The following is a 22913-nucleotide window of genomic DNA, read 5'->3' on the forward strand; positions in this document are numbered from 1 at the left end:
TGGCAGGCAAGCACACCTGACAAGGACCGGCACGATGAACGCCATGGCTAGTACGTCGAGCAACCGCTGGCAAGACGCCAGCGCCGGCCTGTCGATTGCCGGCCTGCTGCTGCCCGAAGCGGTGGCCTATGCCAGCATCGCCAATCTGTCGCCGCAGGCCGGCATCCTGGCGCTGTTCGCCGGCCTGCTGTGTTACGGCCTGCTGGGCACCAGCCGCTTTGCCATCGTCTCGGCCACCTCGTCTTCCGCCGCCGTGCTGGCGGCCGCCATGGCTTCCTTGCCGGGAGGCACGGCTGGCCACAAGCTGATGCTGATGGCGGGCCTGGTGATACTGACGGGGGCATTTTTCCTGCTGGCGTGGCTGGCCAGGCTGGGCAGCATCACGGAATTCATCGCCAAGCCCGTGCTGCGCGGCTTTTCCTTCGGCCTGGCGATCGTGATCATCGTCAAGCAATTGCCCAGCGTGCTGGGCGTGCAGCCGGCGCACAGCGATCTGCTGCATCTGCTGCCGGATTTTCTGGGCAGTGCAGGGCAGTGGAACTGGAGCGGGGCGGCCATCTGCGCGCTGGCGCTGCTGTTGCTGTTCGTGCTCAGGCGCTGGCAGCGCTGGCCCGCCGGCCTGATCGTCATCGCGCTGGGCATCGCTGCCGGGCGCTGGCTGGACTTGTCCAGTCACGGCGTGGCGCTGGTGGGGCACATCGATCTGACGCTGGCCATGCCGGTGTTGCCGCAGCTGACGCAGGCCGAATGGACGCGCCTGGCCGAACTGGCCTTCGCGCTGGCGCTGATCCTGTATGCGGAATCGTATGGCTCCATCCGCAACTTCGCCCTGAAACATGGCGATACGGTGGCCGCCGAACGCGACCTGCTGGCGCTGGGCCTGGCGAACGTGGTGGCCGGGCTGTTCCAGGCGATGCCGGTGGGCGCCGGTTATTCGGCCACTTCCGCCAACGATGCGGCGGGCGCCACCTCGCGCCTGGCCGGGCTGGTGGCGGCCGCCGTGGTGGGCCTGATCGTGCTGGCCATGCTGCCCCTGGTGGCGCTGGTACCCGTACCGGTACTGGCGGCCGTGGTGATCCACGCCGTCAGCCATACCTTGAATCCCGTGGCCTTGCGTCCGTATTTCAGCTGGCGCCGCGACCGGCTGCTGGTGCTGGTGGCGATTGCCGGCGTGCTGCTGTTTGGCGTGCTCGATGGCTTGCTGGTGGCGATCGCCATCAGCCTGGCGCTGATGCTGCGCCGGCTGTCGCAACCGGGGTTGTCGGTGCTGGGCAGGCTGGGCGACAGCCACGATTATGTCAAGCTGGCGCAACACCCGGCAGCCAGGGCCGCGGCGGACATGCTGATCTTGCGGGTCGATGAGCCGCTGTTCTTTGCCAATGCCGAGCGCAGCCTGCGCCTGGCGCGCGCCATGCTGGAAGACCGCCAGGTCCGCAAGCTCATCCTGAGCCTGGAAGAGTCGCCCGACCTCGATGGCAGCAGCGTCGAGGCGCTGCGCGACTTTGCCCTGTTTGTCCACCAGCGCGGAGTACGCCTGGCGCTGGCACGGCTGAAGGAGCCCGTATTCGATCTGCTTCAGCGCGCCATGCCCGATCTGCTGGACGACAGTCCGCCGGGGCTGGTCTTGAGCGAACTGAGCGTGGCCGAAGCGGTGCGCCTGCTCGATTCCGTTGATTCCACACCGCATGAAAATTGAGCGCGATTATGCTACGCTGGCAGGCAACTGAAGCCGTCGAGGAGCTGGCATGACAAATGCAAAACCGCAGTTGGTGAAGGCGCGGCTGAACAAGCTGCTGCCTACGCAGATTACCGTCGGCATGGCCGAAGTCGCGCTCAAGCGCCAGCATTGGGCCAAGCTGGGCCGGAAGGCGCGCACAACGGCGCTGTCCGATCACTGGTTTCCCAGCATTATCGGTCCGGAAGGGCGCCATTATATCGTCGATCACCACCATTTCGGCCTGGCGCTGCACCAGGAAGGCGTGAAAAGCGTGCGGCTGATGATCTTGAAGGACCTGTCCTGGCTGGAGCCGCTGCATTTCTGGCATGTGATGGACCACCACCAGTGGGTGCATCCCTACGACAGCGAAGGCTTGCGCCGCGATTTTTCGGCCATTCCCCATCATCTGAGCGGCTTGCAGGACGATCCCTACCGCAGCCTGGCCGGTGAATTGCGCAGCGCCGGCGGTTACGCCAAGGATGTGACGCCCTTCAGCGAATTCCTGTGGGCCGACTTCTTCCGCAGCCGCATCGCGCCGGCTACCCTGCAGAAAAACTTCGGCAAGGCGCTGGATCAGGCGATGAAACTGGCCAGCACGCAGCAGGCGCGCTACTTGCCAGGCTGGACTGGCGTGGTGCCGCCAGGCTGAGCTTGCTCGGCTATAATCGCACGCCGCTGGCAAGCTTGCCGGCGGCGTCACGGGACCGACCATGCATAAACTGATTTCTGAATTACACCGCCTGTATCTGTTCGACGAGCAGCGCTACCTGGCCGCGGATGGCAGCGAACATGGGCTGACGCCGGCCGTGCTGGCGCAGCATCTGTCGGGCGATCACACGGTGGCCGTCCAGCTGGTGAACGATGCCGGCCTGGTGCGCGCGCTGGTGATGGCATTTGGCGGCAAGGGGAGCGGCGAACAGCACTGGGCCGACCTGTGCACGATCGCCAATGCGCTGCAGCATGAACTGAACTTGCCGGCGCCGGCCGTCAGCATCTCGGGCACGGCGTTCCAGCTATGGCTGTCGCTGGCCACGCCCGTGCCTTTGGTGCAGGCCCAACAATTCGTGCAATTGCTGCGCTCGACTTTCTTGCCGGCTTCGACCGATATTCTCGCCGTGCCGCCGGCTGCCTACCTGGAACAGGCGCAATTGCCGCCATGCCTGCAGCCGTCAGGAAAATGGGCCGCCTTTATCCACCCCGGCATGGGCGCCGCGTTTGCCGACGAGCCCGGCCTGGACATGCCGCCCACGCCCGCCGCGCAACTGGGTTTCCTGGAAAGTCTGCGCAGCATCGCGCCGGCGCAGTTTGCCCAGGCGCTGGCCAAGCTGCAGCAGCATGCGGGCCTGGCGCCGGCAGCAGCCGTGATGCCTGTTGTTGCCGTGCCAGCGCCGGCGCCCCTCGCATCGCCAGGCTTGCTGTTGCAGGATGCCACCCTGGAAGATATCGTGCGCTGGCTGCATGCGCGCAATATCGAGCCGACGTTCCGGCACAAGCTCGATTAACGGTCAGAGTCCGTCCTGCTCCTATAAGGTTTCGGGGAAATATTTGCACAGGTCACGGCACATTTTTTCATGTTTATCCTGATATTTGTCCATTTCATCGGCTTCATCCTTATCGAGTGCCTTCAGGATTGCCGGATCGGTGACGCCTTCACGTTTGGCCTGTATTTTTTTTAAAACCTGTTCGTGGCGCCCGTGATCATTAAATTCTGCGATCAGTGGCAAGCACTTGGCCATGCACTGATCCCGGGTCTGTTTTTTGTCCTGGGCAATCGCTGTTTGCAGGGTACATCCGAGAAGAATGAAAATGAGAAATTTAGTCATGGCTTTTATCTTGTGGTAAGAGTGAGGAGGCTGAATTACCGCCAGTGAATGTCAGCATGAGCCAGCGCGTTCCCTGCGCAGGCATGCTGAGCTGCAACTACAGACTCGTCTCCAGCTGCAGCGAGAAGCGCGTGTACGCCGCGTTGCTGCCGTAGCGACGCAGGGTCTGGCCCGCGCCCTCATATTCATTGATGCTGTTGCTGTCTTTCGCCAGCAGATTGTCGGCATTCAATATCAGGCGCTGCGTGGCGTTGAATTTCCAGTTGGCGCTGGCATTAAGCGTGTAGCGCTTCGATTGATAGGTGCGCTGGGTCAGGTTGCTGCGTATCCAGTCGCCCGGCAGCCAGTTGGCGTCCAGGTTCAGTTTTAATGGCAGTTCGCCCGGGGTGTAGCTTGCACCCAGCTTGGCGCGCCAGGGCAACTGGCCTTCGAGCCGGTTGTCCGGACCTGGCAGGTCGCGCAATACCGAGTGCGCGTATCCCACGCTGCCGCGCATGTCCAGATTCGGCGCCTGCTTCCATACATCGCGCATGGACAGGCGGCCCTCCAGGTTCACGCCGCGCAGCGTGGCGTCACCCAGGTTGGCCGGCCGCGTCACGTAGCGCGGTACCTTGGCCCAGGCTACGTTTTCCAATGCCAGTTCGCTGCCGATCTTGTGCGTGATGGCGCGTGTATACAACTCGAGCTTGGCCTCGCTGCCGGCGCCCAGGCCATGGGTATAGGAGAGGTTCACGCCCAGCGAGCGTTCGGGCTGCAAATTGGGGTTGCCGGCACTGTCGGCGGTATCGAGCGTGTTGGCGCCGCACAGGCTGCGCGCATAGCAGGGCGCCAGCGGATTGATCAGCGGGTGCAGCAGCATCTGGTCGGCCTCCGGCGCCTGGAAGGTGCGGGCGACCGAGGCACGCAGCTGGCGCTTGCTGTCGCCGCCGATTTTATAGGCGACGTGGGTCGAGGGCGACCAGATGCTGAAGCGCGTACGGTTCTGTACCTGATCTTCATTCAATTCGTGGATGCGTTGTTCCGTGGACATGCCCATGCCCAGGGCCAGGCTGCGGTTCACGCGCCAGTCGTCCTGCACGAAAAACTGGCGCCGGTCCACACGCGTACTGTTGCGGGTGCCCAGCACTGCCTGGCTGAGGTCGGGCAAGCCGTCGATCAAGTCCGCATAGGCCTTGTCGGTCCTGTTTTGCGCGAGTTTCATGCCGGCCGAAAAATCATGGCCCCCTGTAAAAACGGTATTGAAATCGAGGTCCAGGAAGCTGTTCTTGCCGTCGCGCCAGCTGTTTTGCACCCGCAGATGATTGCCCTCCACGGACCAGTTTTCCAGGCGCCGTGTTTCACTCGGTACATGCAGGCGATTGACATGCGCCTTCAGCGACAGGCTGCTGTCTTCGCTGATCTTCCAGTTCCAGCGCAGCGGCAGGCCGATGGAAGTCATCGCATCACTGCGTTGCCGTTGAACGGAAAGTGTACTGCCATCCACCCAGAGACGTTGCTCTTGGCCATGTTCATTGATGCTAAAACGGCCCGCGTCGGGACTGAGCGTGAGTTTATGGGCAGGATTGACCACCCAGCTGATTTCCGTGCTGGCGATCACGGTATGCATGCGATTGAGCGCCGTGCGCTCTCCCTGAAGCTGCGGCGCTGGCGCAGCCGTTCCCAGTGTTTGCTGATACTGCTCGGCGCTCGGCGTACTCTTGCTATTGGCCATCAGCATGAAGTTATACATCAGCGGCGTGCCGGATGGCAGTTGATTACTCATCAGCGTCACGCCTGCGCCGCCATGGCCTGCGACCGTGTTGCCGCTGGTCCGCAATTGCGTCATCGCCTTGCGGTCGGCCTTGCGCCGGATGATGTTGATCGTGCCGGCGATGCCGAACGGCCCGGTGGCGGCGGTGGCGGATTTGATGATCTCGATCTTTTCCACCTGCAGCAGATCCATGGTGTAAGGATCGATGCCCGTGCTTTGCTGGCCATCGACCAGCACTTGCGTATAGCCGGGCAGGCCAAGCAGGCCGATGCGGCCGTCCTTGCCCGCCGTAATGGCGGGCTCGCGCCGCAAGACGTCGGCAACGTTCTGTACGCCACTTTCTTCCAAGGTCTTCTTGCTGATGATGATCTTGCCAGCGACAAAATCGCGGCTGGCTTCCACATCCGTCTGGCGACCATTGACCACCACGGTTTGCGTTTTATCCTGCGATGCGTCTTCCGCGTACGCCTGTGCCGATGCCAACAACATCAGGCAGTAATATTTCAGCTTCATGCAACTTTATTCTATTAATAAACAAATATTATTGCATGGAATAAAGATGTTAAAAAGAAATATTTTATCGATATCAGGCGGCCATTTCCTTGACCAGGATTGCAACAAGTTCTTTTGTTGGCATGTCGCGGATAAGCGGCGCTCCCTGGCCAGCCCATTGCGCAGCAAACTCATTGTTGCCCAGCTTGCTTGCCGCCGCGTTCAATTGTTTGGCGGCATCGTAGGCGACGGGGTAGGCGGCTGGCGGCGGGCTGCCTGCTGCTTCGGCGTAAGCTATAAAACGGTTCACCATGCCGCGCGCCAGCCGGCCCGAGAAAGTGCTGGTCAGGCGCGTGGCCGCTGCCCGCTCGCTTTGCAGATTGCTGCGGTAACTGGCATTGGCCGCCGATTCCGGGCACAGGATGAATGCCGTGCCCAGCTGGGCAGCGGCGGCGCCCGCATCCAGCGCGGCGCGGATAGCCTGGCCATCCATGATGCCGCCAGCGGCGATGATGGGCAGCTTGCTGCGGCTGGCCAGCAGCCGCAGCAGCACGAAGGTGCTGTGCCGCTCATCGACGGCGTCCGGATCGAAACTGCCGCGATGGCCGCCCGCTTCGACCCCTTGCGCCACGATGGCGTCGACACCCGCCTGTTCGATCAGCACCGCTTCGTGCAGATTGGTGGCGGTGGCCATGGTATGGATGCCGGCCTGGCGCAGGGCGGCGATGTGTTCGTTGGGTGGCAAGCCGAAATGGAAGCTGACGACGGCCGGGCGCTGTTCCAGCAACAGTGCCAGCACTTCCTCATCGCCAAGGAAGCTTGTATAGATTTCATTGAGGGTAGAAGGGAGGGCTGCCTTCACCTCGGCAAACAGGGGAGCCAGATGAGCCAGCCAGGCCGCTTCGCGCTGGACATCCCTGTGCGCCGGCGCATGGCAAAACACGTTCACGTTGAACGGTTTATTCGTCAGCGCGCGCGTCTCTTCCATCATCTGGCGCGCTTGCGCAGCCGTGCTGGCGCCTATGCCCAATGAACCCAGGCCACCCGCGTTCGACACGGCGGCAGCCAGCTGCGGCGTGGAAACGCCCGCCATCGGCGCCTGGATAATGGGAAATTGCATGCCTAGCCGATCGAGGAAGTGCTGTGAGGTGTACATGGTATTTCCTTGTTGAGAATGATGAGCCATGAATTATTCTTGATATGAGAATATAATAGCACAATCATTTCTATTTGGAGAATGCAATGGACCTGGAATCCTTGCGGATATTTTGCTCGGTCGCCAGCGAGCTCAGCGTCACCCAGGCCGCCGCCAGGCTGGGCCGCGCGGCGTCCAGCGTCACCACGCGCATCCAGCAGCTGGAAGCCGATATCGGCGCCGAACTGTTCATCCGTACCAACAAGCGCATGGCCCTGTCGCCAGCCGGCGAGCGCTTTCTCGATTATGCCAAGCGCTTGCTGGCGCTGGAAGAAGAAGCGCGGCATGTGGTCACGGGCGGGCGCGACGGCGGTAGCTTGCGTATCGGCAGCATGGAAAGCACGGCCGCCAGCCGCTTGCCAGCCTTGCTGGCGGCTTACCACGCCCACCATCCGGCCACGCGGCTGGAACTGAGCACGGCGCCGTCGCGGCCCTTGCTGGAACAAGTACGCACGGGCCTGCTCGATTGCGCCTTTTTGGCGTTGCCGCCATCGTTCGACGGCCCCGCCGCATTGGACGAGCTGGGTTTGACCAGCAAGACTGTGTGGCGCGAAGAACTGCGCTTGCTGCTGCCCGCCAGCGAAGCGGACGCCGGCAGCGCGGCGCAGGTAGGCATCCGCTCCTTGGCTGCCTTCCCGCAAGGCTGCACCTATCGCAGCATTGCGGAAGATCAATTGGGCATGGCCGGCACGACCGACTGGCAAGTGCATGAGATGAGTTCGTATCACATCATGATTGCCTGCGTAGCCGCTGGCGCCTGCGTGACGGTGTTGCCAGACAGCGTGCTCCAGCTGTCCAACGCGCCCGCATCGCTGAAGAGTTTGCCGGCGGGGCAGGCCGATACCTTGCTGGTCTGGCGGAGCGGATTCGACGTGCCCGCCTTCCGGCATTTGCTGCAGGAAATCAATGAGGTGCTGCTGTGAGCGCGCTTGCCGGGCACGGGCCGGCACGCTGGGCCGGCTTGCGGTCGGCCATTGAGGCGGCGATGATACTGGCGATCGGCATGGGCTTTGGCCGCTTCGCCTTTACGGCGATCTATCCGCACATGGTCGATGAAGGCGTGCTGAGCCTGCATGACGGCAGCCTGGCCGCCTCGGCCAACTACGCCGGTTACTTGCTGGGCGCTATTTTGTCCATGCGTGTCCATGCCCGCAGCGCACACACGCTGTGTGTCTGGTCGGTCGCCGGGACGGTGGCCTGCCTGGGCCTGCTGGCCTTGCCGATGCCGGTCTGGGCCATCGTGACGGTGCGTGGCCTGGCGGGCCTCTTCAGCGCCTTGTCCATGGTGTCCGCCTCCTTGTGGCTGCTGGAACACCGCAAGCATGGCAGCGGCGCACCGCTGTTGTATGCGGGCGTTGGTATCGGTATCGCCCTGTCGGCCGAATTGCTGGTGCTGGCCACCCACCTGGGCCTGCATAGCGCCGGCATGTGGCTGATGCTGTGTGCCGTCACCCTGGTGCTGGGCTTGCTGGCGGCGCCCGGCATCGTCGCCAGCGGCGAGGGCACGCTCGATGCGCTGCTCAAACCCGCGTCAATCAGCCAGCCGCCCGTGGCGGCCTGGCCGCTGGTCGTGATCTATGGTTTGGCCGGGCTCGGTTACATCGTTACTGCGACGTATTTGCCGGTGCTGGTCAAGCTGGCCTTGCCCGATCTGAATTCCGCCCACGTATGGGCCGTGTTCGGCCTGAGCGCCGCCCCTTCCTGTTTCCTGTGGTACCGCGCCCATGAACGCTACGGCACGCGCAAGGTGCTGCGGCTCAATCTGTTGCTGCAAGCCATAGGCGTGGCGCTGCCGGCGCTGGCCCCGTCCGCCACTAGTTATATCCTCAGCGCCTTATTGGTTGGCGGCACCTTCATGGGCACGGCGACCATCGCCATGCCTGCCGCGCAGCGGGCCGCCCGCGCGATGACCAGCAAAGTGGGTGGCAAACTCGTGGCGATCATGACCCTGGTGTATGGCGTCGGCCAGGTCACCGGTCCCGTGCTGGCCGAAGCGCTGTACGCGCAGCACCACAATTTCAGCAGTTCATTATTGGCCGCTGCTGCTGCGCTGCTGCTGGCCATCGTCGTCAGCCTGCGCCTGTCATCCCACTCTCTCTATTAAAAGGACAATCTGTATGCCATTACTCAAATTCGACCTGATCCAGGGCCGCAGCGATACCGAGCTGCGCACCTTGCTGGACGCCGCCCACGCCGCCATGGTCCAGGCTTTCGAGGTACCCGCCAGCGACCGTTATCAATCCGTCACGCAACACAAGCCGGGCGAGCTGATACTGGAAGACACGGGGCTCGGCTATGCGAGGACGCAAGCCGTGGTCTTGCTGACGGTGGTCTCGCGGCCCCGGGCACAGGAGCAAAAGGTCGCCTTCTACGATTTGCTGGCGCAGAAGTTACAGGACGCTTGTGGCTTGTCTCCCGATGACCTGATCGTCTCGCTGGTGGAAAACACCGATGCCGACTGGTCATTCGGGCGGGGAAGGGCGCAGTTTCTGACCAAGGAGTTGTAGCCCGCCGCCATTACCCCAGCGGCTTGATATAACGCGGATCGACCTGCGCGCAATAGCGGGCGCAGGCCTGGCGGGCCGCGTTCGCTGCCGCGTGGACCAGCATTTCGGCATTCGAGTGCCAGCACATCGAGACGATGATCGATGGCGGTTCCGGCTGTACCGGCAGCTTGACGAATTCGCCGCTGTCCAGATGGCTGGCCACGAACAGGCTGGGGATCGCCGCCACGCCATAACCATCTTTTACCAGCTGCACGATCGCCGCCACCGAAGGCGAGCAAGTGATGCGGGTCTGCTCCAGCGGCACCATGGTCAGGTGGGCCATCTTGCCGAGAATTTCTTCCACCGCCCGCTGCGGCGCCGTGCCGCGCCCAAACGTCAGGATGGGCAGCTGCAGCAGGCGCTGATGCAAGCCTTCCTTGCGCGTATCGACCAGGCCGCTGCGCGCAATCCAGTGCAGCGGGTAGGCGGCCAGCGCCTGCGACACGATTTCCTTGCTTTCCACGCCCTCGACCTGTATCACCAGGTCCAGCTCGCGCGCCCGCAGCCGGCGTTCCAGCAGATTGCTCATGTCTACCGTGAGATCGACTTCCATCTCCGGATACAACACATTGAGCTCGCGGATGTACTGCGCCAGCCAGCTGTGCACCACCGATTCGATCACGCCCAGCCTTAAACGGCCACGCACTGCACTATCTTTGTGCGCCGCCGCCTGCAGCCGGCGCGTGGCGTCGACCACGGCTTTCGCATGGCCCAGCAGATACTCGGCGTTGGCGGTCAGGCGGAATTCCTTGCTTTGCCGGTCGATCAATTCTGTCTGCAATTCCTCCTCTAAGGTCTTGATACGCAAGGATATTGCGGCCGGCGTGGCGTGCAGCGCGCGGGCGGTGGCACGAAAGCTGCGTAGCTGAGCGAGGACGACGAAGGTTTCAAGGAAGCGGGTATTCATGCAACAAGAATACCTTAACCCATCGCACCAGGATAGCGCAGACCGATAAGAAAAACTAAACGACAACGACAAAAATAACTAGATAGTCGATAGGGTTATTCAAGTTTATTCTTAACTCATACATTTTTTTCATGATGAATTTAGCGAAGTTGAGTGAGATGACCATGACACCAAATGAATTAAGACTGCAAGTACGCAGCGGCGCTTTTCGCCTGCCGACCGCCGGTTATTGCGGCCCCTATGCCCAGGCCAACCTGGTCATCCTGCCCCAGGCGCAAGCCCCTGACTTTTTGCTGTTTTGCCAGCGTAACCAGCGCGCCTGCCCGCTGCTGGCCGTCGGTGAGCCGGGACAGTGGCAGCTGGAAAGCCTGGGCGCCGGCCTCGATATCCGCAGCGACGTGCCCGGCTACAACATTTACCGCCATGGTGAACTGGCCGAACAAGTCCACGCGCTGCACCATCTGTGGCGCGACGACCTGGTCGTATTTGCGATCGGCTGTTCCTTCTCGTTCGAGCAGATGCTGATGGATGCCGGCATCCGTCTGCGCCACGTCGAGCAGCAGCGCAACGTGGCCATGTACCGCACGAATATCAGCAACCACGCGGCCGGCCCGTTTGGCGGTGAAATGGTGGTGTCGATGCGGCCGATGAAGGCGGCGGACGCCATCCGCGCCGTGCAAATCACCAGCCGCTACCCGGCCATCCATGGCGCGCCCGTGCACCTGGGCGATCCGCGCCTGATCGGTGTCAACAACATCCTGCAGCCCGATTATGGCGACGCCGTCGAAATCATGCCGGACGAAATCCCCGTGTTCTGGGCTTGCGGCGTGACACCGCAGGAAGCCATACGCCACGCCCGTTTGCCTTTGGTGATCACCCACCAGCCAGGCTACATGCTGGTCACAGATGTACTCAATTCTTCCCTGGCTGCTTTTTAATTCAAATAATCGCGCAACGCTGAATAAACAACAACACGGCTAGGCCTGAAAAAAAACGGAGAGCACGATGAACACGCAAGTACTCAGCAAGAAAGACGGCGAAGGCCACTTTTCCTGGTATCACGCACTGACGGGCAAGGAACGCCGCACCTTCTGGAGCTGCAAGGCCGGTTATGGGCTGGACGCGATGGATACGCAATTTCTCAGCTTTGTCATTCCCACCCTGATCGCCACCTGGGGTCTGTCGAAGGGCGATGCAGGCCTGATCGGCACCGTCACCTTGCTGACGTCTGCCGTGGGCGGCTGGCTGGCCGGCATTCTGTCGGACCGTATCGGCCGGGTCAAGGCGCTGAAGATCACCATCCTGTGGTTTGCCTTCTTCACGGTGCTGTGCGGGCTGGCGCAAAACTATACGCAGCTGCTGTGGGCGCGCGGCCTGATGGGGTTTGGCATGGGTGGCGAGTGGACGGCCGGCGCCATCCTGATGGGTGAAGTGATACGCGCCAAGGACCGTGGCAAGGCGGTCGGCATGGTGCAGTCCGGGTGGGCGCTGGGCTGGGGCGTGTCGGCGCTGCTGTATGCGCTGATGTTTTCCCTGCTGCCGCCGGAATGGGCGTGGCGCGCACTGTTTTTGCTGGGGCTGCTGCCGGCGCTGTTCGTGATTTTTATCCGCCGCTTTATCGATGAACCCGAAGTGTTCATGGCGCTGCAAAAGAAAACCGCGCAGGCTGAAGACCAGGCTTCGTTCTGGCAGATCTTCTCGCCCAGGATGATCAGCGTGACCCTGCGCGCCGTGCTGCTGACCACCGGCGCCCAGGGCGGCTACTACGCGATCACCACCTGGCTGCCGACCTACCTGAAAACCGAACGCCATTTGACGGTGCTGGGCACCGGCGGCTATCTGGCGATGGTGATCGCCGGCTCTTATGTAGGCTACATCATCAGCGCCTTCCTGACCGACTATCTGGGCCGCAAGAAGAACTTCATCCTGTTTGGCTTTGGCTCCATGTGCGTTGCGCTGGCTTATACCCGCTTGCCCGTGACGGATGGCGTGATGCTGTTCCTTGGTTTTCCGCTGGGCTTTTGCGTCTCCGGCGTATTCAGCGGCATGGGCGCATTTTTGACGGAGCTGTTCCCGACCGCCATCCGTGGCTCTGGCCAGGGCTTCAGCTACAACATGGGCCGCGCCGTCGGCGCGCTGTTCCCGCTGCTGATCGGCATGAGCAGCCAGACCATGGCGCTGGGCGCATCGATCGGTGTGTTCGCCGGCGTGGCCTACGGCGTGATGATACTGGCCGCACTGACCTTGCCGGAAACGGCTGGCAAACAACTTGAATCCTGATCCTGATCCTGTACTTGAAAGCATTATCATGAAAAACGACATCCCTGTTCAACAACTGCGCTGGCAATTCTGGGTAGACCGTGGCGGCACCTTTACCGACATCGTGGCGCGCCGCCCCGACGGCAAGCTGGTGACGCACAAGCTGCTGTCCGAATGCCCCGAACGCTATGACGACGCCGTCACCCAGGGCATGCGCGAGATGCTGGGGCTGAAAAGCGGCGAGGCGCTGCCGGCTGACCAGATCGAAGTGATCAAGATGGGCACCACGGTCGCCACCAATGCGCTGCTGGAGCGCAAGGGCGCGCGCACCGCGCTGGCCATCACGCGCGGTTTCGCCGACCAGCTGCGCATCGGCTACCAGGACAGGCCCGATATCTTCGCCATGCAGATCGCCTTGCCCGACTTGATCTATGAAGCAGTGATCGAGATCGATGAACGCATCGGCGCGCATGGTCAAGTGCTGCAGGCGCCGGACGAAGCGCTGTTGCGCGGCCAGTTCCAGTCTTTGCGGGAAAAGGGTTTTGATGCGATTGCCATCGTGCTGATGCACGCTTACCGCTACCCTCAGCACGAGCAGCGCTTGCAGGCGCTGGCGCTGGCCGCCGGTTTCACGCAGATTTCGGTGAGCCACCAGGTCAGCCCGCTGATGAAGATCGTCGGCCGTGGCGACACCACGGTGGTTGACGCCTATCTGTCGCCGGTGCTGCGCGATTATGTGTCCCGCGTGTCGGCCGATACGGGCGACGTGCGCCTGATGTTCATGCAATCGAATGGCGGCTTGACGGACGCTGGCCGCTTCCAGGGCAAGGATGCGATCCTGTCCGGCCCGGCGGGCGGCATCGTTGGCGCCGTCAAGAGCTGCGAGGCGATAGGCTTGAAGCAGGTGATCGGCTTCGACATGGGCGGCACCTCGACCGACGTGGCCCACTATGACGGCGCCTACGAGCGGGTGTTTGAAAACGTGGTGGCGGGCGTGCGGGTGCGCGCGCCGATGATGCACATCCACACGGTGGCGGCGGGCGGCGGCTCGATCTGCAGCTTTGAACATGGCCGTTTTAAAGTTGGCCCGGAATCGGCGGGCGCCAATCCGGGGCCTGCCAGCTATCGCAAGGGCGGCCCGCTGACGGTCACCGATTGCAACGTGATGCTGGGCCGTATCCAGCCCGAGCACTTTCCGCACGTCTTCGGCCCGAATGGCGACCAGCCGCTGGACCGCGAGGTGGTGGTACGTCACTTCAGCCAACTGGCAGCGAAAATCGAAGCCGAAACCGGCACGCGGCTATCGCCGTCGGCCGTGGCCGATGGTTTCCTCGCCGTGGCGGTCGATAACATGGCGCAGGCCATCAAGTCGATTTCCGTGGAGCGCGGTTATGACGTCAGCAGCTATGCCATGTGCTGCTTCGGCGGCGCTGGCGGCCAGCACGCCTGCCGGGTGGCCGATGTGCTGGGCATGAGCAAGATCGCCATCCATCCTTACGCCGGCGTGTTGTCAGCCTTCGGCATGGGTCTGGCCGACATCCGCGCCATGCGCGAAGGTGCGGTGGAACAGCTGCTGAACGCCGCCACCCTGGCTGCGCTGCAGCCGCAACTTGCCGCGCTCGAACAGCAGGCGGTCGACGATTTGCTGGTGCAGCAGGTGGCCCGTAGCGATATCCGCGTTGAGCTGTGCGCCCGTTTGAAATACCAGGACAGCGATTCCGCTTTCGTGGTGGCGCTCGATAGCGAGGTCGCCATGACGGATGCTTTCGCGCGGCTGTACCGCAGCCGCTTCGGCTTCGTGATGGAAGGCCAGCCGCTGGTCATTGAATCGGTCTCGGCGGAAGCCATCGGCGCAGGTGACGGCGCCGACTTTGAAATCTCGGTGCCGGCCGGTGGTCTGCAAGTGCCTGACGCCAGGGTCGACAGCTATGTCGATGGCCAGACCATGCCGATTGCGCTGCATGTGCGCTCTGAACTGCCGGTGGGCGCTTGCGTGCCCGGACCGGCGCTGATACGCGAGTCTATCGCCACCACCGTGGTCGATGCCGGCTGGAGCGCGTCTGTGCTGCCGGACCACACCTTGCTGCTCGAGCGCGTGGCGGCGGCAGGCAGTGTGCACAAGATGACGACCGAGGTGCATCCGATACACCTGGAGATTTTTAACAATCTGTTCATGGCGATTGCGCGCCAGATGGGCACCACCCTGGAAAACACGGCTTATTCGGTCAACATGAAAGAGCGGCTGGACTTTTCCTGCGCCGTGTTCGACCGCGACGGCAACCTGATTGCCAACGCGCCGCACATCCCCGTGCATCTGGGTTCGATGAGCGACAGCGTGCAGTGCGTGATACGCCAGCATGCGTCCACCATGGCGCGCGGCGACGCCTATGTATTGAACGTGCCTTACAACGGCGGCACCCATTTGCCCGATATTACCGTGGTGTGCCCCGTGTATGGCAGCGCGGACCAGCCCTTGTTCTATGTGGCGGCGCGCGGCCACCATGGCGACGTGGGCGGCATCACGCCAGGCTCCATGCCGCCCAACAGCACCAGCATCCTGGATGAAGGGGTATTGCTCGATAACGTCAAGTTGGTTGACCGTGGCGTGTTCCTGGAAGCGCAGATGCGCACCCTGTTTGCCGCCGGCCCCTGGCCCAGCCGTAATATCGACCAGAACATCGCCGACCTGATCGCCCAGCTGGGCGCCTGCGAGACGGGCGCCAACGAGTTGCTGAAAGCCGCCGCTGCTTACGGTGAAGACGTGGTGCTGGCCTATATGCAGCATGTGCAGGACAACGCGGAACAGGCAGTGCGCAAGGCGATCCGCAAACTGCGCGACGCCAGTTTCGCCTACGAGATGGACGATGGCGCCATGCTGCGCGTGCAGCTGACCATCGACCGCGAGCGCGGCGGTGCAGTGGTGGACTTCAGCGGCACCAGCGGGCAGCGGCCGACCAACTTCAATGCGCCGCTGTCGGTCTGCAAGGCAGCGGTGCTGTACGTGTTCCGCACCCTGATCGACAGCGACATTCCCATGAACGAGGGCGTGCTCAAGCCACTCACCCTGATCGTGCCGGAAGGCTCGATGCTCAATCCCCGTTATCCGGCGGCGGTGGTGGCCGGCAACGTGGAAGTGTCGCAGTACGTCACCGATGCGCTGTATGGCGCGCTGGGCGTGATGGCGGCCTCGCAGGGCACCATGAACAACTTCACGTTTGGCAACGATGAACACCAGTATTACGAAACCATTGCCGGTGGTTCGGGGGCCGGTCCCGGCTTTGACGGCACGGCGACCGTGCAGACCCATATGACCAACTCGCGCATGACCGACCCGGAAGTGCTGGAGTGGCGCTTCCCGGTGCTGGTGGAGACGCATGCCATCCGTCGCGGCAGCGGTGGCAGCGGCGCGCATCGTGGCGGCGATGGAGCGCTGCGCCGCATCCGCTTCCTGGCAGCGATGACGGCCAACATCCTGGCTGGCCACCGCCGCATTGCGCCGTTTGGCTTGCAAGGCGCACAGCCGGGCGCTCTGGGCCGCAACTGGGTCGAGCGCCGTGACGGCACGCTGGAGACCTTCGGCGCCACCCACACCACCGACATGCAGGCTGGCGACGTGTTTGCGATAGAAACCCCTGGCGGTGGAGGTTTTGGCACCTGATGTAGCGCATGCACTACCGGGTGCGATAGCTGGGCTCCTGCCGCACCCGTCTTTTCGAGCCTGTTCAACTGGGGATAAAACAATGAAAAAAACAATGCTGGCGCTCGTACTGGGCGCGACGGCAGGGACGGCTGCTGCACAATCGAATGTCACGGTGTACGGCATCTTCGACATGGCTTTTGTACGTGAGAGCGGTGGCATCGCTGCCACCAACAAGCTGACCAGCGGCGTGGAATCCGGTTCGCGCCTGGGTTTCAAGGGCAGCGAAGACCTGGGCGGCGGCATGGCGGCCGTCTTCCTGCTGGAAAACGGCTTCCAGGGCGATACCGGCACGACCGGACAGGGCGGCTTGCTGTTCGGCCGCCAGCTTTATGTCGGGCTGCAAAGCAATCGCGGCACGGTACTGCTGGGGCGCCAGTACACGCCGCAATACCTGGCGGTAGCCGCGATCGACCCTTTCGGCTCGGGCACGGCGGGCGACACCAAGAATTTGATGGCGACCACGGGCAACAGCGCCAGCCGCATGGATAACACCGTCAAATATATCTCGCCAGTGGTCAACGGCTTCAGCGGAGAAGTGGTGTATGGCGCCGGTGAAGTGGCGGGCGACGACAGCGCCGGCCGCCAGCTGGGCGGCATGCTGACCTATGCGACGGGCAACCTGACGGTGCGCCTGGCCAGCCACTACCGCAACAACGACACGGCCACCGTCAAGACCAGCAGCGCGCGCAATTCCGTGCTGACGGCCCTGTATGATTTCGGTCCGTTCAAGGCGCATTTCGCGTATGGCATCGACAAGGGCGTCAACAGCGCACTGCCGCGCAACCTGGGCAACCCGTTCGGCTACGCAGTGGCACCCACGCCATCGACCGACAGCAATGTGGTGCTGCTGGGCCTGACGGTGCCGCAAGGCCCCGGCGTCTGGCTCGCTTCCTATATCCGCAAGAACGACAAGACCAGCTTCAACCAGGACGCCCAGCAGTTTGCGGCCGGCTACCGCTACTACCTGTCCAAACGCACCGACCTGTATGCGGTCTACGCCTATATCCGCAACCAGAACGGCGCCGGCTACACGGTCGGCAGCTCGATCGAAGGCGGCACGGGCAACCGCGCACTCAATCTGGGGATACGGCATATATTCTAAGGAAGGATGAATTGCGGCTGCGCGGTAGCCGCAATTCAATTTTTCTCGTGCCATTCTTGATGCAATACACGACGTTAATACTTCCTCAGCTTGAATACGTTGCTGAAATACTGGTGTGTTTCAAAAAAAATATTAGTGAGATATTTTTTGTTTTAATTCTTCGAGTTTTCTAACGATATTTTTAATGGTTGGAACGAGATTTTCGTTTAGGTGAAAAGTGGAAAGTAATTTCTTATCTCGAGATTGAAGTATTGTCTCAATTTCGGCTAGGCACTCTTGCCAAAATGAAAGCTCTTCTAGTTGCCATTGATTAATTGTATTCAATCGACCGTAACGATATTGCAAGGCTTGATTAATCTCATTGATTGTATTACTTTGACTGTTGATAATAGATTTAGTCATAGTGGATGGATTAATATAACAAAAAATTGCTTGATTGGCGTAAAGCGCATCTACTTCAGATTTTGGATTTATTCGTGATGACCAAAGTTTTACGTTGGTATTTAATTCTTCCATCCATTCATTAGCCCATTCAAAAAGTGCTTCATGCCGCCCTTTCCTTAATGCATCGTCATAATATTCAATGAATTTTTGAAATTGTGGGATTTTTATGCCGATAAATCCATGGTTAAAGGCCGATTCCTTATCAAAGTATCCTCTGGATTCTGATTTTCTATTTCCAAAATTAATCCTTTTTTGCGTTGCCAACCTATCTACAACATCTTTTGCTATAGAAAATATTTCATCTATTGAATAGTTAATCAATTTTTTTTCTGCCAAGTTTAATAAAATTCCAACGATATGGAAGAGTTCTCCCCATTCGGAATACTGTAAGCACGAAAGTTTATCCAAGGCTTCAGCGGAAAGTCGTGTGAAGGATTCGTCATCCAACTTTCGACGGTACCATAATTGATGCCATACAGGATTTTGATCTGTTATAAAATAGCGACTATAAGCAATGCCATCGGCAGCCTCGTGATGCGATAGGTGTCCTTGAGAAAAAAAAGCGAAGTATGTGGCAGGGGAAAGTGCAAATTCCCATGATTCGGTTAACTTATGTACCGAGATCCGTTCCCTCGCTTTGTCAAAATCTGATGGATCGGTTGAGGTCTTGTTGCAGTCAGATTTAATCTGACTAAACAAAAATCCACCATTCTCTAATTTCAAAATGTGTTCGGGCTTAATTGTGCCGGCGCGATACTCGATGCTGAAAGAAAAAACATCTAATACCAAGCGGTCCAGAAAATCTAGATTTTTCTTCAATTCTTCTTTTTCTACAGGTAAACAGGACCATATGTCAGAAAAATCAAGCACAGCTTGACGAACTAAACGAAGGTTGTTATGTTTGCCTCGTCGTTCAACATCTAAAATTAATTTTTTTCTGGTCTTTAGTACCTCAATCGAATCATCATTAACGAGTTCGTCTATAAAGCTATCAATCGCCTGTTTGGTTTGTGGTTTTATTCGGAACGACCTACCTATGACTTTTTCTTTTATTTCTTCAAATTTCTTGTCGCCATTTTCTATTTTGCTTTCATTGGCCAATATCAGAACACGATATCCCTCATGTTCAACAAATTGATTAATGAAGCCCAAAACCTCAGATGGCGGTATGCCGCAACGTTCGAAATCGTCAAAAATTAGGATAGAACCTTCAGGGCTTGCCATCTTGCCTAATTCCGGAAGGCTAACATTAAGTGTATCTCTATCCTGGTCGAAGTCTAGATCCATCCTAAGCGAGACTTTAACCATAGATTTAAGAATAGACCATGAGCGTTGCACACCTTCACTTGCTAACCGTGGATGCAGTTGCTGGAAAAACTGATCGGTAATGTCGGAGGTCTGTTTGGCTCCATATAGTGATACATAAAGACAGCGTTTTTTATGTATGTTATTTAATTTTTCACGTAAGCAATTGATAAACCAAGTTTTTCCGCTTCCCCAAGGGCCCTCGATGAGTACGGAGAAATACGGTGGAATATTTCTCGTGCAATAGCGAATTAGATAGTCCTCTAATGCTTGATTGGTTTTTTCATTTGAAATTATTTCGGTTTGCATTTATTTTTGGTGGTTAGGATATTAATGGGATTAGTATTTTTATGAAAAATCTATTCGGTGATTTTAGTTCAATTTTTGTGTTGAGTACAACGTTTCGAAGTTTGCTCACTTGAGTTTGTCATTGATGTCCGGAGAAGATTTTACGAATGTAACTCCAAAAAAAGACTTGTGCATACAGAGTTTCTACTCGTTTATCGGCGAAGGTAAATATTGCATTGTCCCAGTAGCCCTAGTTTTACCGGTTATAGAGTACGAAGCGTTAAAGTACGCAGTACTAAACTTTACCTCTATTTCTCTATAGATATATTAAGTATATTACTCATTGACTCGACGCCTAGAAATTCTCGATCGGCTACCGCTACTCAATACGCCGTAGAGCTTGCGCTTGGTATAAGTGCAGCTAATCCACGCTCACCCAGCGCGCCACCGATTGCGCCACCCATTCCCCCTGATCCAGCGGCAAGTCGTGGCCTGCCTCGCGGTGGATCAGGCAATCGGCTTGCCAGGCCCGCGCCAGTTGCTGCGAGCAGCGGTGCTCGACCAGTTGGTCTTGCGCACCGGCCATGACCAGCACCGGCATGGCCGGGCGGCTGGCGGGGGCGCGGTAGCGGGCGGCGGATAGCAATTGACGCAGCGCGTTGCTGGTGCTGACCGGGTATTGCTGCTGGAAGCTGCGCCAGTCGGCCAGCAGGGACGGGTTGCCATCGCGGTAGCGGCTGCTGGTCAGGCGCAGGATCAGCGCTTCCTGGCTGGAATTGCTGCCGAACAGCAATTGGCGCAGCAGCGCCGGGTAGTTTTGCCAGCGCAACCTCTCGTAAAACGGGCTGTAGGGGCGCATGCTGGTGTTGATCAGCACGCAGCGGGCGATGTCCTGCGGATAGCGGCTGGCCCATTCCACCGCCACCATGCCGCCCAGGGATAGCGCCATTACATGGTAGGGCGGCGCCAGGCCACGCTGTTGCAAATCCTGTCGCAGGAATTCGACCATGGCCGATACACGCGTAGCGCTGCGTAAATGATATTGCTGGCCATTGCCTGGCAGGTCGGGCGTGACGATGGTGGCGTTCGGCAGGGCGTGCGCCAGTTGCGCGGGAAAGATACCCCAGTGGCGCTGTTCGCGCATCAGGCCGCGCAGCAAGATCCAGGTTGTCATGATTCGTACCACTGCACCAGGGCGCGACGACGCTGGGCCTTGCGGGCCAGTCCTTCCGGTATCCAGCGGCCATGGCTGTTGGCGGCGCGCATCAGGAAATCGAACCACACCAGGTGGCGCCGCAGCACGCGCTGCAGGCGGTGGGTGGCGGTAGGGTTGAAGATGGCCACGCGGTTGAATAGCTGGCGCGGGTTTTTCTTGACCCACAGCCAGGAACCCATTTCCAGCGTCAGCGGCAGGAACACGCGCTCGCTGTGGCTGGTGCCGTTCAGGTACAGATAATCCCACAGGTCGCCATGGGTGCGGTATTGCCGGCTTTGCGGCTCGAACACATAGTTATGGTTGGGGTAGCTTTCACTGAACAGTTCTTCCAGCGCACCGATGTCGGCCAGGTGGGGGATCGGCGTCTTGGTGTGGGCGTGCGGAAACCAGATGCGGTCGCGCAAGCCAAAGCCGGAATGGCAATCGAGGGCCATGCTGAACTGGCGCGACAGCAATTCGCGCTCGACCAGTGCGCACACGGCCGCGCTTTCCTGTTCCATCACGGGATGACCCCGATACCAGGGCAGGCGCCGGCTGTAGCGCTGGCCGCCCAGCATGAACGGTACGCGTTCCAGTGCGCTCAGGGGCGCATTGCGCATCAGGTCCACCCCTTGCGGATTGCTGCGCGTGGCTTGCCACATGCCACCCGGGTTGACCAGCGGCATGAAGACCAGGCGCATCGATTCCAGCTGCTGGTGCAGGGTGCTGTCCCAGCGCAAGCGCGCCAATATGCTTTCCAGGAAGGCCAAAATCACTTGCGTGCCGATCCGTTCCAGGCCGTGGATGCCGCCAAAAAAGCCCAGTGCAGGCACGTCGGGGCTGGGATTGCCCAGCGCAATGGTATGCACGGGAAACTGGCGGCCATCGATGGCGATGGTGCAAGGCGTGGCCACTTCCAGGTGTTTGCCGCCTTCGTCGATGAGGCGCTTGAGCATGACCAGTTCGGGCAAATTCTTTTCGATCATGGAAGCTGGGAAGAAAGAGGTATCGCCTAGTGTAGCCTAATTGTTTGCGCTTTATCCGCATCTAAATACGCGCAATTTCTGTCATTGGCCTGTCATTTTCCTCGGATATGATCAAGCCGGCTGCTGCTGTGTGGTGCAATGGATGCCACCGCCGCCCGCTGCAATCGCGTCGATATTGAGTTGCACGATATCGCGCCCGGGAAATTGTTCGCGCAAGATGGCCCTGGTGTTGCGGTCGGCCCTGGCATCGCCAAATTCCGGGCACAGCACGGCCCCATTGCAGACATAGAAATTGATATAGCCCGCCGCAAACTCCTGGTTTTCATATTGCGGGCGCACTTTTGCCGGGCCGGGCAAGACCACCACTTTCAGCGGCTGGCCGCGCGCATCGGTGGCCTTGCCCAAAATATCCAGATGGCGCTGTGTAACGGCCCTTTCAGGCGAGGCCGGGTCGCTGTCAAAACCGGCCACCACCACGCCGGGTGCGCAAAAGCGGGCATAAAAGTCGGTATGGCCATCGGTAATGTCGTGGCCAGCAATGCCGGGTAGCCAGATGATTTTGTGTATGCCCAGCACGCGCCGCAGTTCCTGCTCGCAGCTAGCCTTGCTGACACCGGGATTGCGGTTGGCGTTCAGCACGCAGCTCTCCGTGATGATGGCCGTTCCCAGGCCGTCGACTTCGATGCCGCCGCCTTCGAGCACCAGGCTGCTTTTAAGTACAGGCACGCCGGCGTTCCCGGCGACAAAGCCGGCCACCAGCGCATCGTCGTCGTAATCCTGTTTTTCACCCCAGCCATTGAAATTGAAGTGCACGCCAGCCAGTGCGCCGTCTTTCTTGACGAAAACGGGGCCCGTGTCACGCATCCATAAATCATCGATGGGCTGCACCAGCAACTGGACCTTGTTGCCGCACAAACGGGCTGCCAGGTCGTAATCTTCTTCGTTGACCAGCATTTTGACAGGCTCGACGCTGGCGATGGTGCGGGCGATGCGCGCCAGATCGGCTTGCGCGCCTGTTTTCAGGCGGGCGCCCCAGACGTCGTCGTTGGCGCCGAACGCCATCCAGGTGGCAAGGTGCCGCTCGCCTTCGTCGGGCATGCGCCAGCCCTTGCTTTCACTCAAGTCCGGCAGGGCCGGCATGGCGTGGCTGGCCAGCGTGATCGTCGCGAGTGCGCTGGCCAGAAAATGACGTCGCTGCATGACG

18 protein-coding genes are annotated in these 22913 nt (G+C 59.9%); 10 read left to right on the forward strand and 8 right to left on the reverse strand.

Annotated elements, in window-relative coordinates:
• Positions 1-34: 34 nt before the first annotated feature.
• The 3 genes from ACL9RI_RS10895 to ACL9RI_RS10905 all read left to right on the forward strand — a co-directional run bounded on the left by ACL9RI_RS10895 (position 35) and on the right by ACL9RI_RS10905 (position 3219).
• Positions 35-1696: a SulP family inorganic anion transporter gene (locus tag ACL9RI_RS10895; RefSeq protein ID WP_422726588.1), complete on the forward strand. Its 1662-nt coding sequence runs from the start codon at positions 35-37 to the stop codon at positions 1694-1696.
• A 49-nt stretch (positions 1697-1745) separates the two neighbouring features.
• Positions 1746-2366, forward strand: coding sequence for a ParB-like protein (locus ACL9RI_RS10900; protein ID WP_422726589.1), 621 nt, complete (start codon positions 1746-1748; stop codon positions 2364-2366).
• Between the two features lie 61 nt (positions 2367-2427).
• Positions 2428-3219, forward strand: coding sequence for a hypothetical protein (locus tag ACL9RI_RS10905; RefSeq protein WP_422726590.1), 792 nt, complete (start codon positions 2428-2430; stop codon positions 3217-3219).
• Between the two features lie 21 nt (positions 3220-3240).
• On the opposite strand, the gene ACL9RI_RS10910 is transcribed toward ACL9RI_RS10905, so the two are convergent.
• From ACL9RI_RS10910 to ACL9RI_RS10920, 3 genes are all read right to left on the reverse strand, one after another.
• On the reverse strand, positions 3241-3540 hold the full coding sequence (locus tag ACL9RI_RS10910; RefSeq protein WP_422726591.1) for a hypothetical protein: 300 nt from the start codon (positions 3538-3540) through the stop codon (positions 3241-3243).
• A 97-nt stretch (positions 3541-3637) separates the two neighbouring features.
• On the reverse strand, positions 3638-5803 hold the full coding sequence (locus tag ACL9RI_RS10915) for a TonB-dependent receptor plug domain-containing protein (RefSeq protein WP_422726592.1): 2166 nt from the start codon (positions 5801-5803) through the stop codon (positions 3638-3640).
• 73 nt (positions 5804-5876) lie between these two features.
• Positions 5877-6938 carry an NAD(P)H-dependent flavin oxidoreductase gene (locus ACL9RI_RS10920; RefSeq protein ID WP_422726593.1) on the reverse strand — a complete coding sequence of 354 codons (1062 nt, stop codon included), beginning with the start codon at positions 6936-6938 and terminating at the stop codon, positions 5877-5879.
• 86 nt (positions 6939-7024) lie between these two features.
• On the opposite strand from ACL9RI_RS10920, the gene ACL9RI_RS10925 reads away from it, so the two are divergent.
• From ACL9RI_RS10925 to ACL9RI_RS10935, 3 genes are read left to right on the forward strand one after another with little or no spacing between them, the layout of a single operon-like run.
• On the forward strand, positions 7025-7900 hold the full coding sequence (locus ACL9RI_RS10925; RefSeq protein WP_422726594.1) for a LysR family transcriptional regulator: 876 nt from the start codon (positions 7025-7027) through the stop codon (positions 7898-7900).
• Positions 7897-9081: a YbfB/YjiJ family MFS transporter gene (locus tag ACL9RI_RS10930; protein ID WP_422726595.1), complete on the forward strand. Its 1185-nt coding sequence runs from the start codon at positions 7897-7899 to the stop codon at positions 9079-9081. The genes ACL9RI_RS10925 and ACL9RI_RS10930 overlap by 4 nt, the downstream gene beginning before the upstream one ends.
• A 13-nt stretch (positions 9082-9094) precedes the next feature.
• On the forward strand, positions 9095-9484 hold the full coding sequence (locus ACL9RI_RS10935) for a tautomerase family protein (protein WP_422726596.1): 390 nt from the start codon (positions 9095-9097) through the stop codon (positions 9482-9484).
• Between the two features lie 10 nt (positions 9485-9494).
• Here ACL9RI_RS10935 and ACL9RI_RS10940 read toward each other — a convergent pair whose 3' ends face one another.
• On the reverse strand, positions 9495-10430 hold the full coding sequence (locus ACL9RI_RS10940) for a LysR family transcriptional regulator (protein ID WP_422726597.1): 936 nt from the start codon (positions 10428-10430) through the stop codon (positions 9495-9497).
• A 164-nt stretch (positions 10431-10594) separates the two neighbouring features.
• On the opposite strand from ACL9RI_RS10940, the gene ACL9RI_RS10945 reads away from it, so the two are divergent.
• The 4 genes from ACL9RI_RS10945 (at position 10595) to ACL9RI_RS10960 (ending at position 17491) form a co-directional block, all read left to right on the forward strand.
• The gene (locus ACL9RI_RS10945; RefSeq protein ID WP_422726598.1) at positions 10595-11368 is read left to right on the forward strand and encodes a putative hydro-lyase; all 774 of its coding nucleotides are present in this window, start codon (positions 10595-10597) and stop codon (positions 11366-11368) included.
• Between the two features lie 67 nt (positions 11369-11435).
• Complete coding sequence (locus ACL9RI_RS10950) at positions 11436-12710, forward strand: MFS transporter (protein ID WP_422726599.1); 1275 nt, start codon at positions 11436-11438, stop codon at positions 12708-12710.
• A gap of 28 nt (positions 12711-12738) precedes the next feature.
• Positions 12739-16347, forward strand: coding sequence for a hydantoinase B/oxoprolinase family protein (locus tag ACL9RI_RS10955; protein ID WP_422726600.1), 3609 nt, complete (start codon positions 12739-12741; stop codon positions 16345-16347).
• 82 nt (positions 16348-16429) lie between these two features.
• Complete coding sequence (locus ACL9RI_RS10960) at positions 16430-17491, forward strand: porin (protein ID WP_422726601.1); 1062 nt, start codon at positions 16430-16432, stop codon at positions 17489-17491.
• Between the two features lie 132 nt (positions 17492-17623).
• Here ACL9RI_RS10960 and ACL9RI_RS10965 read toward each other — a convergent pair whose 3' ends face one another.
• The 4 genes from ACL9RI_RS10965 to ACL9RI_RS10980 form a co-directional block, all read right to left on the reverse strand.
• Positions 17624-19549 (reverse strand): P-loop NTPase fold protein, encoded by a 1926-nt coding sequence (locus ACL9RI_RS10965; RefSeq protein WP_422726602.1) that lies wholly within the window; start codon positions 19547-19549, stop codon positions 17624-17626.
• A gap of 400 nt (positions 19550-19949) precedes the next feature.
• On the reverse strand, positions 19950-20702 hold the full coding sequence (locus tag ACL9RI_RS10970) for an alpha/beta fold hydrolase (protein ID WP_422726603.1): 753 nt from the start codon (positions 20700-20702) through the stop codon (positions 19950-19952).
• Positions 20699-21709, reverse strand: a complete 1011-nt coding sequence (locus ACL9RI_RS10975) for a M14 family zinc carboxypeptidase (protein WP_422726604.1) — start codon at positions 21707-21709, stop codon at positions 20699-20701. Before ACL9RI_RS10975 ends, ACL9RI_RS10970 begins: the two co-directional genes overlap by 4 nt.
• A 111-nt stretch (positions 21710-21820) precedes the next feature.
• Positions 21821-22909: an agmatine deiminase family protein gene (locus tag ACL9RI_RS10980; protein WP_422726605.1), complete on the reverse strand. Its 1089-nt coding sequence runs from the start codon at positions 22907-22909 to the stop codon at positions 21821-21823.
• Positions 22910-22913: the final 4 nt, after the last annotated feature.

The sequence above is a fragment of the Janthinobacterium sp. Mn2066 genome (assembly GCF_049319705.1).
Lineage (GTDB): Bacteria > Pseudomonadota > Gammaproteobacteria > Burkholderiales > Burkholderiaceae_D > Janthinobacterium.